This window comes from Corallococcus sp. AB049A (assembly GCF_003668885.1).
GTDB lineage: Bacteria > Myxococcota > Myxococcia > Myxococcales > Myxococcaceae > Corallococcus > Corallococcus interemptor.
The window spans coordinates 1-15,245 of the sequence record NZ_RAWL01000201.1; the positions used below are offsets into that span (position 1 = coordinate 1).

Consider the following 15,245-nt stretch of genomic DNA (forward strand, 5'->3'; position numbering starts at 1 on the left):
GTCCCTGACCCGCCGCTTCCTCCAACTGGGACTGCGCCGGCTGCGAACCGGTGTATCGGCACTGACGGCATCCCCTGAGACGTTGCTGAGCGCGCAGGCCGAAGCCTTGCTGATGGACGCGCTGGAGCAGCGGCTGACGCAGACCGCGACCCGGTCGCTGGTGCTGGAGCTCAACGTGGCCCGCCTGCGCGGCGAGCTGCAAGGCGCGACCCCCCAGGCGCGCTTCGAGGACTTCGCCCTGCGCCACTTCGAAGCCCCGGGCCGGCTCGCCGCGTTCCTGGAGGAATACCCGGTGCTGGCGCGGCTCCTGGTGACGTCCCTGGACCGGTGGATCCGCACGAGCCTGGAGCTGCTGACACACCTGGCGGAGGACCGCGAGGCCCTGGCAGCCCTGCTCGGTTCCGGAATGGATCCGGGGCCGCTCGTGGAGGCGCGCATCGGCGCGGGAGACCTGCATCGCGAGGGCCGCAGCGTGGCGCTGCTGACGTTCCGCTCCGGCCTGCGCGTCGTCTACAAGCCTCGGTCGCTGGAGGTCGAGGCTCGCTACCAGGACCTGCTGGAGCAGTTGGAGCGCTGGGGCCTGCGCCATCCCCACCGCCGGCTGAAGGTGCTGACGCGCGAGTCGCATGGCTGGGTGGAGCACGTCGACACCGGCGGATGCGACGACCGCGACGCCGTGGGGCGGTTCTACTGGCGGCAGGGCAGCCACCTGGCGCTGCTGTACCTGCTGCGCGGAGTGGACCTCCACTCCGGCAACCTCCTCGCGGCCGGGGAGTTCCCCGTCCTGGTGGACCTGGAGGGGCTCTTCCACCAGCTCCCCGCCCCACGCGCCGACGACACGGCGGCCTCGCGGGCCGCGCGCTTCCTGGAGCGGTCCGTGCTCAGCAGCGGCCTGCTGCCCATGCTCATGTTCGGCAAGGAGGGCCAGTCCGGAGTGGACCTGAGCGGCCTGGGCGGCGAGGCCGGCCAGCTCTTCCCCCACGCCGCGCCCACGCTGGAGGACCGCGCCCGGGACACCCTGCACGTCGTCCGCCGGCAGCCGGCCACCGCGGCGGCCCACAACCGCCCGCTGCTCCACGGACAGCCCGTGGACGCCACGGCGTTCGCGACGTGCATCGAAGAGGGCTTCCAGGAGACCTACGGGCTGCTGCTCCAGCATCGCGAGGAGGTGGCGCGCACGCTCGAGGGGTTCCGGGACGTGGAGGTGCGCCACATCGCCCGGGCGACGATGCGCTACGGCGTCCTCCTCCAGGAGAGCCTGCACCCGGACTTCCTGCGCGACGCGCTCGACCGGGACCAGCTGCTCGACAAGCTGTGGGCGGAGGTCCGCGTGCGCCCCGCGCTGGCGCGGCTGACGCCCTCCGAGCACGACGACCTCCGGCTGGGGGACGTGCCTGTCTTCAGCGCCCGGCCCGGCTCCCGCCATGTCTGGGACAGCCAGGGACGCTGCATCCCGGACCACCTGCCCCGCCCCGGCCTGGAGGGCTCACGCCAGCTGCTGGAGGCCCTGAGCCCCCAGGACTGCGCCGAACAGGTGGCGCTCATCCGCCAGTCCCTGGTGACGCTGGAGCGGGAGAACGTGGCACCCCGCGCGCAGGGACCGTCCGCCGGTGAAGCCCCGCCCTCTCCCGCCACGCCCGAGGCGTGCCTCGCTGGCGCGGTCCAGCTGGGTGAGCTGCTGGCGGCCAATGCCATCCATGGCGCCCATGACGCCGGCTGGATTGGCCTGGGCCTCCAGGACCTGGAGCGCCGCCGCTGGGGGCTCTCTCCCCTGCGCACGGACCTCTTCGACGGCGTGGCGGGCCTGGCGCTCTTCTTCGGCTACCTGGCGGCGGTGACGGGCCGCGAGGACTTCGCGACGCTGGCGCGCAGGGCGGCGGTGCCGGTGCGCGAGCAGTGGCGCGCGGCCGAGTCGCAAGACCCTCCCGGCGTGGGGGCGTTCTCCGGGCGCGCGTCGCACGTGTACGTGCTCAGCCACCTGGCCACGGCGCTGGGTGACCCGGCACTCCTGGACGAGGTCCACGCGGGCCTGGGTTCGCTGGAGGCAAGGATTGAATCAGACACGGCGCTGGACCTGATCGCCGGCGTCGCGGGAGCCGGGCTGGTGCTGACGCGGCTGCACCAGCAGACCGGCAGCACGGAAGCGCTCCGGCTGGCGCGCAAGTGCGGCGAGCGGATGCTCCAGACGGCGAGCGACTCCGAACAGAGGGGACGCGCCTGGGTGGTGCCGGCGGCCGGACGCGCACTCACGGGCCTGGCCCACGGCGCCGCGGGCTTCGTCTGGGCCCTGCTGGAATTGGCCACGCTCACCGGCGACGAGCGCTACCGGGAGGCCGCGCGACAGGGATTGGACTTCGAGCGGGCCCTGTTCGTCCCGGAGCGAGGCAACTGGAAGGATTTGCGCACGTCGAAGGACGGCGCGCCGATGGTCCCCGGCGGCTTCATGACCGCCTGGTGCAACGGGGCCGCGGGCGGTGTCCTGGCGCGGCTGCTGTCCCTGCGGCATCTGGACGACGCGCGGCTGCGTGATGAAGTTCGCGCCGGGCTCGACACCGTGCAGCGGGAGGGCTTCGGCGGCAGCCACTGCCTGTGCCACGGAGACGTGGGCAACCTGGAGGTGCTGCACCTGGCGGGAGAGGTGCTGGGCAACGAGACCTGGAAGGAGGCCGCGCGCTCGCGGGCCGCGCGGGTGCTGGCGCAGGGCCAGGACGGAGGCTGGCGCTGCGGCCTGCCCCGGTTCACCGAGGCGCCAGGGCTGATGCTGGGCCTGTCTGGGATTGGAATGGGGCTCCTGCGTCTGGCCGCGCCCGGCTTCGTGCCGTCCGTGCTGGCATTGCAGCCGCCCCGGGTGGTGTAGGCTCGCGCCTCGCCGCACTCCTTCTGGACGGTCCTCCTTGGAAATGATCCTTGCTCCCGCCCGGCGCATCGACCTGGGCAAGCGCGCCGGTGTCACGGGCGGGTTGTTGGGCGTGCTCTGCGTGATGGCGGAGTTCTGCTTCCTGTTCCCCCACGTGCTCGTGTCCAACGACGGCCGGGCCTTCTACGTGGAGCACCTGGAGGTCTTCCGGGGCATCCTCCAGGTGTCCATCGTCACCACCTTCCTGCTGGGCACCTTCAGCGTGATGACGCTGCGCTCCAAGGCGCACGGCGGCATCGCCATGGTGCTGGCGATGGTGGCGCTGCTCCTGGGCGGCAGCGAGGCGGAGCCCCTGACGCATACGCCGCGAGCGATGAGCGCGGGGCTGGACTTCTTCGCGTTGGACCTGCTGGTGCTCGGGCTGGTGTTCATCCCCATGGAGCGGCTGTGGGGACTGCACGAGCAGAAGATCTTCCGCACCGGCTGGCAGACCGACCTCAAGCACTTCTTCGTCAGCCACGTGGGCGTCCAGCTCATCTCCTTCGCGGTGCTCATCCCCGTGCAGGTGTTCCTGTCCTGGGCCGTGAAGCTGGAGTTCCAGGCGCACGTGGCCGCGCAGCCCATCTGGCTCCAGTTCTTCGAAATCCTGCTGGTCATCGACCTGGTGAGCTACTGGGTGCACCGGGCGTTCCACACCTTCGGGTGGATGTGGAACTTCCACGCCATCCACCACTCGCCGCTGCAGATGGACTGGCTGGCCAGCTCGCGCAGCCACCTGGTGGACACCCTGGTCAACCGCTTCGCGGGCTTCGTGCCGGTGTTCCTGCTGGGCTTCCACCCCTCCGCCATCTACGGCTACCTCGTCTTCGTGTCCTTCCACGCGGTGTACATCCACGCCAACGTCAACCACCGCTGGCCGTACCTGCGCTGGATCTTCGCGACGCCGGAGTTCCACCACTGGCACCACACGTCCGATGACGAAGGCATCGACAAGAACTTCGCCGTCTTCCTGTCGTTCATCGACGTCATCTTCGGCACCGCGTACATGCCGGCCCACTGGCCATCGAAGTACGGGACCACGAAGTTCCAGCCACCGGAGACCTACCTGGGCCAGCTGGCGTACCCGTTCCAGCGCCATCAGCAGACGCCCTACGGGTAGCTCCGTTTGAACCCTGTCTACATGAAATCCGTGGGGACCTGAAGTTCTGAATATATCAGGCGAATGCCAGACACAGCGGCGTCCGCCATCGTTACAGTCGCGCTCTCTTTGACGAGGGAGGTGCGGCGATGACTGCTTACGCGCTGGGTTTCCACGAGGTCGATCGGACCCGAATCGCGGAGGTCGGAGGGAAGGGCGCGAGCCTGGGGGAGCTCTCCAAGCTGGAAGGAATCCGCGTCCCGGAGGGCTTCTGCGTTTCCACCGCGGCCTTCAAGCGGGTCCTGGGCGAAGCGCCTGGGCTCGACCGCTTGTCACGGCTGAAGGCGGAGGACCGGGAGGGCATCCGGGAGCTCAGCGCGGAGCTCCGTGCGCACATCGAAGGGCTCGCCATCCCTGACGACCTCCAGCAGGCCATCACCCGATTCCATTCCAGGCTGGGCGAACACGCGGCCTACGCCGTCAGGTCCAGCGCGACAGCGGAGGACCTTCCGACGGCGTCGTTCGCGGGCCAGCAGGACTCGTACCTGAACGTCATCGGGACACCGGCGCTCCTGACGCACGTCAGCCGGTGCTGGGCGTCACTCTTCACCGAGCGGGCCGTCGCCTACCGGATCCAACACGGCTTCGACCATCGCAAGGTGCACATGGCGGTGGTGGTGCAGAAGATGGTCAACCCGCACGCGGCCGGAACCCTGTTCACGGCCGATCCCGTGACCTCGAACCGGAAGGTGTCCTCCATCGAGGCCATCTTCGGGCTCGGGGAGGCCCTGGTCTCCGGCGTGGTGAACGCGGATGGCTACCAGGTGCGAGACGGACGGATCACCCGGTCCGCGCCCACGCAGCAGGACCGCCCGGTGCTGACGGAGGAGCAGGTCCTGCGGCTCGAGCGCCTGGGCAGACAGATTGAAGCGCACTTCGGGTCTCCCCAGGACATCGAATGGTGCCTGCTCGACGACGCGTTCTTCTTCGTCCAGAGCCGGCCCATCACGACCCTGTATCCCGTGCCGGACGCGGGTGACGGAGGCAACCACGTCTTCGTCTCCGTCGGACATCAACAGATGATGACCGACCCCATGAAGCCCCTGGGGCTGTCCCTGTGGCAGATGCGCGCGGCCCGTCCCATGTACGCGGCGGGTGGGCGGCTGTTCATCGATTGCACGAAGGAGCTGGCGTCACCGGCGAGCCGGGCGGGCGTCCTGGAGGCCTTGGGCCGCAATGATCCGCTCATCAAGGACGCCCTCCTGAGCATCATTGACCGGGGTGATTTCATCCCACCGCCGCCCGCCCCGGTCCCCGAGCAAGGCAAGCCGGCGATGACGGCCTGGGGCCCGCCTCCGCCTGTCGACGACGATCCAGCCATCGTCACGGAGCTGATCGCGCAAAGCCAGGCGTCGGTCGAAGCGCTGAAGCAGGCCATCCAGACAAAGTCCGGGGTGGAGCTGCTGGATTTCATCGTGGAAGACTTCCAGCAGTCGCGGAAAAGCCTGTTCGAGCCACGGGGCTTCGGCGCGCTCATGGCAGGCATCAACGCCGTGACCTGGCTCAACGACAAGATGTGGGAGTGGCTGGGCGAGAAGAACGCAGCGGACACGCTCTCGCAGTCCGTACCGAACAACATCACCTCGGAGATGGGGCTGGCGCTCCTGGAGGTCGCGGACGCCATCCGGCCGCATCCGGAGGTGATTGCGTACCTGCGAACCGCCAGGGACGAAGGCTTCCTGGAGGGCCTGCTGCGGGTGGAGGGCGGACGGGCGGCCCATGACGCCCTCTCCGCGTATCTCGGCCGGTTCGGCATCCGGTGCGCGGGCGAAATCGATGTGACGCGGACGCGCTGGAGCGAAAGCCCCACGACCCTCGTCCCGTTGATCCTCAGCAACATCCAGACCTTCGCGCCCGGCGCCAGCAGCCAGAAGTTCGAACAGGGGCGGCAGGCGGCCTTGAAGAAGGAACAGGAACTCCTGGCGCGGTTGAAGTCGCTGCCGGAGGGAGAGCAGAAAGCAGACGAAACCCAGCGGATGATCCGCCGGCTCCGGAACTTCATTGGCTACCGCGAGTACCCGAAGTACGGCATCGTCGCCCGGCACTTCGTCTACAGGCAGGCCTTGCTGAAGGAGGCCGAGCGGCTGGTGCAGGCCGGCGTGTTCCAGGAAAAGGAAGACATCTACTCCCTCTTCTTCGAGGAGCTTCGCGAGATCGTGCGCACGAACCAGTTGGATCGCCAGCTCATCCGCCAGCGCCAGGACGAGCACGAGCGCTTCCAGAAGCTGATGCCCCCGCGAGTCATCACCTCCGAGGGCGAAATCGTCGAGGGTGCGTACAAGCGGACCGACCTTCCCGCCGGAGCCCTGGTCGGCCTGGCGGTCTCCTCGGGCGTGGTGGAGGGACGGGCCCGCGTCATCCTGGACATGGCTGACGCGAATCCAGCCCCGGGAGACATCCTGGTCACCCGCTTCACGGACCCCAGCTGGACCCCCTTGTTCGTGTCCATCCAGGGCCTGGTGACCGAAGTGGGAGGCCTGATGACCCACGGCGCGGTGATTGCCCGGGAGTACGGCCTGCCGGCGGTCGTCGGCGTGGAGCAGGCGACCCGGCGGATCCGGGACGGGCAGCGCATCCGCGTGCACGGGACAGAAGGCTACGTGGAGCTCCTGTCCTGACGGGCTGTCGCGCTCCGCCTACTTCGCGTACTCCCGCCACCGGGCCTGGCTGACGTAGTCCGAGAGCAGGTAGGTCTTCCGCATGAGCGGGATGTACTGACCAAACAGGCTCCAGTAGGTCTCCGTGTCGTTGAAGACCTCCTGGGCCTTCTGCTCCAGCTCCTGGGGGACGAACCACGCGGCGGTGCCCGGAGGGATGAGCACCTCACCGCTCTGGTACCGATCCAGCGAGCCTGAGTTGTACTTCAGGTTCGAGCGCAGGAAGACGATCTCGCAGGTCTTGCTCTCGCTCAGGGCGCGCGTGAGGTCCGCGAGGATGCGGTAGACGACGGTGTTGGGCATCTCTCCACTGAACCTGGTGAAGTCAGCCACCACCACCACCGGCTCGTCGCTCTTCAGTGGCAGCGACCCCAGGTACTGACGGAGTTTGTCCGCAATCAATGTCCCCACCTCCTGCATCTGCTTGCCCAACAGCTTGCTGTGGAGGCTTTCAGAGAGATTGACCCACACCGCCCTGCGTCCCTCCGAGGGCTTGGAGGGGTTGAAGAGGAACGCAGAGTCCTGGACGTCGTTCTCCCTGGGCTCGTTGCCAGGAATATAGAACTCGAAGTAGGGCTTGAACGGGTTGAGCTCCGACTTGGCGAAGTTCTCCTTGAGGTGAGGACACTTCTTCTCCAGCAGGTGTTCCTGGAGGCCCAGGGCCGCGGCGGTCCCGGTGGGGAAGAACACCCTCGTGAAGGTGGGCGCCTCGCCCAGGTGGATGTCCTCGGTCAGGTTGGGCGTGGGGGCCACAGCCGGCGTGAGGCGGCGCTGTCTCACGAGCTCGATCAGATCGGCGATGGGGACGAAGGCAGCGCCCAGCAACATGAACTCCCACAGCGTGGATTCGAGGATCCAGACCTTGTCGAAGAGCTCGGTCACCTTCATGCCGTCCTCCGACAGCAGGCCCGAACCTTGTTGCAACACGAACGCGAGCTTTTCGCCCCGCTTCGCGATCTTCTCGGCGATCCGGCTGAAGAAAGGGCGGACGGAGCCATCCTGATGCTGCGCCCGCTCCACGACGGCGAGGGCGATCTCCTGGAGCACTTGAATCCACGCGAGGCTCAGCTCCAGGCCCGGCGGGAGTGGACCGCCCGTCTGCGAAGCGCCGAACCGCGATTTCAGATACTGCAGGTGCTTGGGCCGGGCGCCGCCGTAGTTCTTGTAGACGGACTTCCCCTCCTGGTGCGAGTAGGAGTGCTCCAGCCGCTTGGAGACCTCTTCCAGGTAGTCCGGGTTCAACGAATAGGCGCCCAGGGAGACCCGGGTGCCCGCATGTTCGCCGCCGCCAAAGCCTTCGGACCAGTGACCGAAGCTGGGCTCCGCGAAGCCGAAGGAGCCGAGCTCCTCATAGTGGCTTGCGAAATCCTTGCGCTCGGTGGCGGAGGCCAGGAACGAAGCCGTGAACCGGCTGGGAGGGTGATAGCGGGCGCTGTCTTTTGGGAGAGCGCTCGTGCTGTATTTGATTTCTCCCGGGACTGTATCCAGCACCGTCGGCGCGAGAATCGAGAGGCCCTTCGACAGCAGCGGCGACAGGAGGAAGGCCACGTAGGGAGGGAGGGCATCCACGAAGGGACGCATGTACTCCCCTTCTCCGTTCGCACTGCGCGGCAGGGAGGTCGACTTCCTCAACCTTCCGCCCTGGGCGGTCCTGTAGTTCACCAGGCACAGGTTGACGATGAATTGCAGTCCGTCGCTGGCGGTGAGGGATGCGAGCGTGTCGTAGACCTCCGCCAGCTTCTCTCGCAGCTTCAGGGGATCCAGCTCGTGATGGGCGTACAGATTTCCGAGATACTTGAGAGCGGACTCCTTTGCCTTGCTCAGCGTCTCAATTTTTTTACCCAGCGGAAGAAAAGCACTCGGGTCTGAGTCGTACTCCGCATCCTGGGTTTCATAAGCCTTTAAGGCTTCTTCATGCTGCTCCTCGGCGGTGGAGCCCAGGGTCAACCAGGCATGGAGCAGCAATCTGACGAGCTCCCTGTCGCCCGTCTTCGTCTTCCCGTCCACGCCCTTCTTGAGCCAGGCCGGAGCATCCAGCGCGCCGGGAGAGGTTTCGTGAGTCGTACACTTGCCGAATTTGCAGAAGACACAGCCCATGACGGTTCCTCGAAGGTGTGCCCCAGTCTAGGAGCCTGCTCTTCCGGGATCGAGTGAAACCCGGGAAGACCGGTCCACGCGCAGAGCCGCACAGGGGACACCTGACGAAGCAAGCGCAAGAGAAAGGCCTGGCAACCCGCATTGGATTGCCAGGCCCCTAGCTGCCTTCGTGGCTAATTGCAGACGCCGTCGCGGTCCGCGCAGTAGGCGAAGCAGGACGACATATAGACACCCATGATGCTGGTGCCGTCGCAGCAGTAGCACATGACCCAGGAAGCGTTCTTTTCAGCCGCATCGGCGGAGGGACCGCACGTCGCCTCGCACTGAGCAACGGAACCGGTACACGTGGTGCCGTTCGCGCATGCAGCGACCACCTCTTCGTCGGACGTGCCACCACACCCCGCCAACAGCCCCACTGCCATCAAGCCCGCGATGATTGCCCTACGCATGTGTATGTCTCCCGGTTGAGTGCTGCCCGGCCACGATAGGCCAGGGTGTCTCCCCTCTGGGAATCCGGGTCGTGAGCACCTCATGCACTGACGGCGTGCGAGGCATGTCACGGCTCGACGATGAACGTGGTGGAGTCCACTCCGGTATTGCCGGTGACGGGGTCGTACGCACTCACAGTGACTTCGTATGCACCCGGCTGCTGGACGGAGAGCTCTGCCTCGAAGGTGCTCGTCTTGCCGGCGTACTTCAGGGGGAGCTGGGTGAGCGGCTTTCCATTGTGCTTCACCGTGGCCTGCAGCTCATACCGGCTGGAGTCCCAGAGCCCCTTGGGCTCCGTCGGACAGCCACACATGAGGGTGAGATTGGCGCGAAGAGGCAGGGTGAGCTTCTTGTCCTTCGTGAGCTTGACGAACTCGTGAGCGGATGGCGCCAGCACATCCACCGCGAAGCCAGGAAGCTCCAGGATGAGGCCGTCGCCCTCGATGTGTTTGCCGGGCAGCAGCCAGAGCTGGGTCGTGCTGGTCGCGAGCGCCTGCCGCTGCGCAAGAGGCCCGGACACCTCCACCGTCACCAGCCGCGGCTCGGCGATGTCCAGGGTGGCCGTGAACTTCGCGGAAGCCTCATCCGCGAGCGCCGCGCCCCGCGCCTGTGGCTGCTTCATCAGCGTCTGGGTGTTCCCAGTCGAGCCGGCGGTGACGCCGCTGGTCAGCACCTGGCCGGTCTGCCCATCCCGGAGCACCACCCGGACGCCCCCCATGGACGTCCCGATGAACTTGCCGTCCCGTGCGCGGGCCCTCACGACCAGCCGTGTCTCCGCCGCGAGCGCGGTCGAGGAGAACAACACCAGACTCCAGAGAATGAGGCTTCGCATGACTCGCTCCGTCTTGAGGAAAGGGCTCAAGCGAAGCCATGTACCACGCCCAAGAAAAAGCCTGGCAACCCGTACTGGATTGCCAGGCCATCTCACTGTGAAGGCGGCGGGATTCGAACCCGCATCAAGCCTCGTTGAGGCTCAGGGCGAGCGGACCCAGCTCGCCGTGAAGCTCCCGGAGACTTCCGAGAAGGAATTGGACCCCGTCATCGTGATGGTCGTAGAAGTCGGCAGCGGATATGGCGGAGGACTTGCGCAGACTCCCCTCCCGCGGTGAATGCGCGTCCCAGTGTAGGTCCCGGGAGTGGAGCCAGGGGCCAGTCCCGAGAACACCTCATCCCCCTCCAGCCAGCAGCCGTCTCCGTTGTTCGACATGAATGCGGAGCCACTGGTGTTGATGGTGAAGCAGCCAGGCCAGGTCGCGTGGCACCACTTCCCCACCAACGGATCCGTCGAGGAGAGGACGGCCGCCTTCTGGGCCGACAGCTCCGCCTGCTCATCCATGGCGCCGCCACAGGCCGTGAGGCAGAGACCCGAGAGGGCCGCGAAGACGAATTGCCTAATCATTGAATGTCATTCCTTGGAAGATGGCTCCGAGACGATTGCCATTCTTCAAGACCCTCCAATAAATGGCAAGCAACATTCAAGGACATTCGGACTCAACATGGCGGCTGCGCTCTGGGCGCCCAAGTGGCTCTGGCGTTGGTCGAGGAGTTCGAGGCGGGTGAGCGCCTACCGTTGGGCCTGTGAGTCAGTGGTACTGAGGGCCGGGAGCACGTCGAGAAGGAAGTAGGCCTCGCCGATGCCGGGCAGTATCCGGACGACGAAGCCGCGTCTTTCGAGGACTCGCCGTAGCTTGAGGTTGGGGCGAGCGCACCTCACCGCATGGACGACCCATTCGATGCTGCCGACGCCCCTTGCTCTGGCGAGCCGGCGCACCAGGTTCCAGAAGGTGGGGAGGACACCTTCCCCTCCACTCTCGATGTGAGCCAGCTCCACAATGAGCGTGTCGGACTGAAGCCGGAAGCAGCCGAGCAGCTCCGCGGACCCGATGCGGATGACAACGGGCTCGCCCGTCAGCGCGAAGGATGAAAGCTCCTGATCCGCCATGCGGAGCACCTCCGCGGCTGTGTAGCCCTCAATGAGAATGGGTCGTGTGCCGTCAGTCATACCTGTTCGTCCCTGGCCCCCTCTCCAAGAGGAGCCCGTGCGTCTCGTCCGCGTGCACCCTGGGCGAGCAGAAGCCCTGCATCGGCCGTCTACGGCACAGGCCTGGGGGCCGGCTTCACGTCGGTATTCTGGCCAGAGACGATGCGCCACTGCTTCTGGGTGCGCTTCAGCACATACCTCATCTGCGTACGCAGCAGCCCCTCCTCGGTGTTCTGCACGCCCGGGGGGAGGCCCGTGTGGCCGGTGACCTCGTGCATCGTGTCCACCACGGCGATGTCATCGCTGGGGAAGTGGATCTTTCGCACGGTGACCTCGGCGTGGCTGGTCTTGAAGATGCTCGCGAAGATGGCGGCGTGGCGCGTCTCGATTTCCGAGCGGCCCTGGAACACCGTGCCGACGATGTTGATGAACTCAGCGTCGTCCGTGAAGTCCCGTGTCCATGCCGTCGCGTCGTGGACGTTCCATGCCTCGGTCTGCGCCTTCACCAACTGGCGGAGGTGCTGCTCGTCCTGGGCGTGATCCGGGGCCGTGCACGCCGTGGACACCAACACCAGACTCAGCGCCGCGAAGACTGCGAAAGAAGAAGAGCGGGTCATGGCCGCACTCTGCCATAAGGGACGCGGGTGGGAGGACCCCGATAGCCGTGCACGGCTGTATCCACCTTCACGGCTCCAGACGTTCACGAAGCTCACGAGGGCTCTCTCCCAAAGAAAAAGCCTGGCAACCCGTACTGGATTGCCAGGCTCTTCCACTGTGGAGGCAGAGGGAATCGAACCCTCGCCCGAAAGGCGCGGTTCAAACTTCAACTGTAGGACCGGGCTTCCGGGCGATACCCCATGCCATCCCGCGCCGAAGCTGCTGCGGAGGCAGCGCTTTCGAATGCTTGCACCTTGACGTCAACGAAGCTCGCCATGCCCTCAGTCCGGGGGGGCAAGATTGCCCAACCAACTGAACCTGAACGACAATCGCAGCGGAAGGACCCATTGCGAGGGGGGAAGAACATGCATGAGCGCGTCCGGCGTGGCGATCTTCCTGTTCGGGATGAGCGGAAGGCGGTCGACGGCTTCTTTCGGCGCCGCACGTTCTCCACCGCTTCATCGAAAGCACCGGAGGAACAGGCGCCACCGTCAAGCCTCCCCTCGGGCTTCGATTTCAGCCGCATCCCCCTGTTTCCTCCTGCCGCTACGCCTCGGGCTTCAGCAGGAGCCGGCGTGCCCCTGTCCGCTCCGGTGCGTGCCTACTTCGAGGAGCGCCTGGGCAGCGACTTCTCCAGGGTCCGCATTCACACCGGCCCTGACGCTCACTTCACCGCTCGTGCCCTCCATGCCAGGGCTTTTACATCCGGATACGACATTGTCTTCGGTGAAGGCCGGTATGCCCCCAACACAACCTCCGGGCGCCATCTTCTCGCGCACGAGCTCACCCATGTCGTGCAGCAACAAGGTCGTGCGCCCTCGACAGAACGCACCCGCTTGAGCCCCAGTGGAGCTCCGGCGGAGCAGGAGGCGAACCAGGTCGTCAGGGCCTTGGCGCATGGAAGTGTCGCGCCAGACATCCGCGTTGCTGCTTCGGAGGGCCTCTACGCGCAGGATGTGCATGACGCGGAGATGGCGGATGCGGGGGTCTTTGACGCTGGAGAGTCGCTTCCTGGAGGCGTTCCCCCCACGGCGGAGGAATTGTCCGAGACGCGTCAACGGAACGCGCCCGTCGCCGAGCTACGAGATGACGAGCTGGGTCCTGCCCTGGAGAGCGCGCAACAGGCCGGAGACACTCGGCGATACGCCGAGTTGCTCGCCCAGATTCGGGACCGAGACTCCGACTACAGCTTTGGCATAGGCCTGCCATTCGCCATTCCCCGAGGAGTTGGCGGAAATGCCCTGGTCACTCCCGAGGTGGCGGTGGCCATCCTGGAGAACGTCACCCGTGGCCAGCCTCCATTCCGACCGGAGCTGGGCGTGGGCGGCTGCTCATGGTTCGTGACGGAGGGCAGTCCACATACCGGCGTGGGCTCGGCGAACTCCATCCCTGTCCAGGCAGAACTCGTCAATACCGAGGGGGCCATTCGCTTCGAGCAGGCACAGCTTGATCTGATCTTCGCCGAGGAAGAAGCGCGTGCGCGTCCGGAGGTCGAGGCACAAGTCCGCGAGCGCTTCCGGGTTCGCACAGGACGTGACGCTCCCCCCCAGCTCAGCAAGACGCTCGCCGAGCGTGTCGCCCGCCAGCTTCGTGGGCTGGCCGAGCGCAGCATGTGGGAACGGGTTGCCGCGCAAGTGCGAGCCTCCAAGTCCGGCGTTGGTGAGGTCAGCCTCGTGGAGGGAGGCCGCTTCTCAGCCAATCCAGGCCGATTCACGGTCATTGCCCAGGCAGCGAAGATTCGACTCCGTGATGGGTTGAAGCCCCTGCTGAAGGCCCTCCGTGCCTCGGCTCAGGCAACAGTCGTTCCAGCCCTGGAGCAGTCAGCCGAGGAACTGGCACGCAGCCTGCGTCTGGCGGGCCGCGTCCGGCAGGTGTTCCGCGTTGGAGGAAGGATTCTCATCGTCGTCGCAATCGCAGTCGATGTTTTGGAGCTCATCATCGCGGAGGATCACCTTGAAGCGGCCCTCGTCAGCCTCTCAGGCTGGGCTGGTGCCGCCGCCGCGTCAGCGGCCTTCTCCGCGTTCTGGACACCCGCGGACGTCGCCGGGCCCTGGGCATGGGCCGGGCATGGAGTGGGCATGCTCGTGAGCGGCGGCATCGGTTACTGGGTCGGATCCTCCACCACCCGCTACATCTACCGCCTCGTGGTCCACCACCGCGGGCAGATCCAAGGGTGATGGGTTGAGAACCCCCGACGTCGCACGACGATTGATGTCCCTTGCGGGTCCGCGTGGCCCACAGGGAACGGATGACGTGTTGAGCAGGCTGCGAGACGAGTTGCTGGAGGGCGAGCCGCGGACCGCCGCCTCCGCCATCCTGGATGCGGTGGAGGCTCGCCCCGAGCTGCCAGTGAACCTCTCTCGTGAGGACTTCGAGGGCACCGCGGCTGACCTCTTGGTGGAGTTGGGAGAGAACCCCGGCGTCGTCGACCACCTCTGCCAGCAATTCGCACGGCCCAGGCTCTGGGGCGTGCTCCTGGATGCGCTGGCGCTGCTGGGGGATCCGGCGGCGGCACACGCTGTTGCCGCGCTCGCGAAGTCCCAGCTTCGACACCCCACCCTGGAGGTGCCGGAGCTGATCAAGCTGGTCTCCACGCTGGGTTGCGTGGGAGGCCCGGAGTCACGTGAGGCGCTTGACGCATTCCGGGCACGGGGGGATTGGAGTCCCGATGTTGCCCGGGAACTGGAGATCGCTCACGAAGCCCTGGGAAAGCCCAGGTGACCACCCGCACCAAAGAAAAAGCCTGGCAACCCGTACTGGATTGCCAGGCTCTTTCACTGTGGAGGCGGAGGGAATCGAACCCTCGTCCGAAAGCCGTCGGCTCTTCGACCCTACGTGCGTAGTCCGCGGTTTGCTACGTCACCAGGGCTCCCACGGACGGGATCCCTGATGCCGGTCCTGGAAAGATCTCGCCGCCTCGGGCCCAGGCACCCTTGGCAGCCAGTCCGCATTATGACGGCCCATCCCTACCCCACGGACCGAGAGCAGGGGGACCGCGCACTAGAGACTGCTAGTTAGGCAGCCAGCGCGAGCTCAACGTTGTCGTTGGCTTTTGTGTTGTTGTCGGCAGTTTTACGAGCACCCAACAAGCTCGGCACGCGTCTCGAACGTCATTGCCCCCGTCGAAGCCAGGTCGCCCCCGGTTCGATGTACGTCATGCGGCCCCATCTGCTCCGCACTCGACCTACATTAACCGTTGAACGCCCTCCGTCAATCCCCCAGTCAGGCCCCTTCCGCCCGGAGTCCCCCCATGCAGGCGTACGAGCTCCAGCACCCCACCGGCGCCTCCAGCTGGTCCCTCGTGGAGAG

The 15,245-nt window shown here is 66.4% G+C and carries 9 protein-coding genes, 1 tRNA gene and 1 other RNA gene; 5 read left to right on the forward strand and 6 right to left on the reverse strand.

The annotated features are described in order from the left end of the window. From D7X55_RS21515 to rph, 3 genes are all read left to right on the forward strand, one after another. A partial coding sequence (locus D7X55_RS21515) for a type 2 lanthipeptide synthetase LanM family protein (protein ID WP_147470165.1) occupies positions 1 to 2,857 on the forward strand: 2,857 nt, incomplete at its 5' end. 43 nt (positions 2,858 to 2,900) lie between these two features. Next, the gene (locus tag D7X55_RS21520) at positions 2,901 to 4,016 is read left to right on the forward strand and encodes a sterol desaturase family protein (RefSeq protein WP_121724057.1); all 1,116 of its coding nucleotides are present in this window, start codon (positions 2,901 to 2,903) and stop codon (positions 4,014 to 4,016) included. 128 nt (positions 4,017 to 4,144) lie between these two features. Next, the gene (gene rph, locus D7X55_RS21525; protein ID WP_121724058.1) at positions 4,145 to 6,673 is read left to right on the forward strand and encodes a rifamycin-inactivating phosphotransferase; all 2,529 of its coding nucleotides are present in this window, start codon (positions 4,145 to 4,147) and stop codon (positions 6,671 to 6,673) included. Between the two features lie 18 nt (positions 6,674 to 6,691). Here the strand turns inward: rph and D7X55_RS21530 are convergent, their stop codons facing one another. From D7X55_RS21530 to D7X55_RS43450, 5 genes are all read right to left on the reverse strand, one after another. Next, a complete protein-coding gene (locus D7X55_RS21530; RefSeq protein ID WP_121724059.1) occupies positions 6,692 to 8,809 on the reverse strand; it encodes a hypothetical protein in 2,118 nt (705 codons plus the stop codon). A 556-nt stretch (positions 8,810 to 9,365) separates the two neighbouring features. After that, positions 9,366 to 10,130, reverse strand: a complete 765-nt coding sequence (locus tag D7X55_RS21535) for a hypothetical protein (protein ID WP_121724060.1) — start codon at positions 10,128 to 10,130, stop codon at positions 9,366 to 9,368. A gap of 732 nt (positions 10,131 to 10,862) precedes the next feature. Next, positions 10,863 to 11,300, reverse strand: a complete 438-nt coding sequence (locus D7X55_RS21545; protein ID WP_121724061.1) for a hypothetical protein — start codon at positions 11,298 to 11,300, stop codon at positions 10,863 to 10,865. An 89-nt stretch (positions 11,301 to 11,389) separates the two neighbouring features. After that, entirely contained in the window at positions 11,390 to 11,896 is a 507-nt protein-coding gene (locus tag D7X55_RS21550; RefSeq protein ID WP_121724062.1) for an SgcJ/EcaC family oxidoreductase, read from the reverse strand. Positions 11,897 to 12,054: 158 nt separating this feature from the next. Continuing rightward, a tRNA-OTHER gene (locus tag D7X55_RS43450) sits at positions 12,055 to 12,145 on the reverse strand. Between the two features lie 156 nt (positions 12,146 to 12,301). Between D7X55_RS43450 and D7X55_RS21555 the strand changes: the two genes are divergently transcribed. Continuing rightward, the gene (locus D7X55_RS21555) at positions 12,302 to 14,113 is read left to right on the forward strand and encodes a DUF4157 domain-containing protein (RefSeq protein WP_199747058.1); all 1,812 of its coding nucleotides are present in this window, start codon (positions 12,302 to 12,304) and stop codon (positions 14,111 to 14,113) included. Positions 14,114 to 14,192: 79 nt separating this feature from the next. Continuing rightward, the gene (locus tag D7X55_RS21560; protein ID WP_147470166.1) at positions 14,193 to 14,657 is read left to right on the forward strand and encodes a hypothetical protein; all 465 of its coding nucleotides are present in this window, start codon (positions 14,193 to 14,195) and stop codon (positions 14,655 to 14,657) included. 56 nt (positions 14,658 to 14,713) lie between these two features. Here the strand turns inward: D7X55_RS21560 and ssrA are convergent. Beyond that, positions 14,714 to 15,077, reverse strand: a transfer-messenger RNA (tmRNA) gene (ssrA, locus tag D7X55_RS21565). Between the last annotated feature and the right edge of the window lie 168 nt (positions 15,078 to 15,245).

What these genes read in the sequence shown, in the direction of transcription:
- D7X55_RS21520 (WP_121724057.1), top strand. Translation starts at nt 2,901, where the DNA reads ATGATCCTTGCTCCCGCCCGGCGCATCGACCTGGGCAAGCGCGCCGGT.
- rph (WP_121724058.1), top strand. Translation starts at nt 4,145, where the DNA reads ATGACTGCTTACGCGCTGGGTTTCCACGAGGTCGATCGGACCCGAATC.
- D7X55_RS21530 (WP_121724059.1), bottom strand. Translation starts at nt 8,809, where the DNA reads ATGGGCTGTGTCTTCTGCAAATTCGGCAAGTGTACGACTCACGAAACC.
- D7X55_RS21535 (WP_121724060.1), bottom strand. Translation starts at nt 10,130, where the DNA reads ATGCGAAGCCTCATTCTCTGGAGTCTGGTGTTGTTCTCCTCGACCGCG.
- D7X55_RS21545 (WP_121724061.1), bottom strand. Translation starts at nt 11,300, where the DNA reads ATGACTGACGGCACACGACCCATTCTCATTGAGGGCTACACAGCCGCG.
- D7X55_RS21550 (WP_121724062.1), bottom strand. Translation starts at nt 11,896, where the DNA reads ATGACCCGCTCTTCTTCTTTCGCAGTCTTCGCGGCGCTGAGTCTGGTG.
- D7X55_RS21555 (WP_199747058.1), top strand. Translation starts at nt 12,302, where the DNA reads ATGCATGAGCGCGTCCGGCGTGGCGATCTTCCTGTTCGGGATGAGCGG.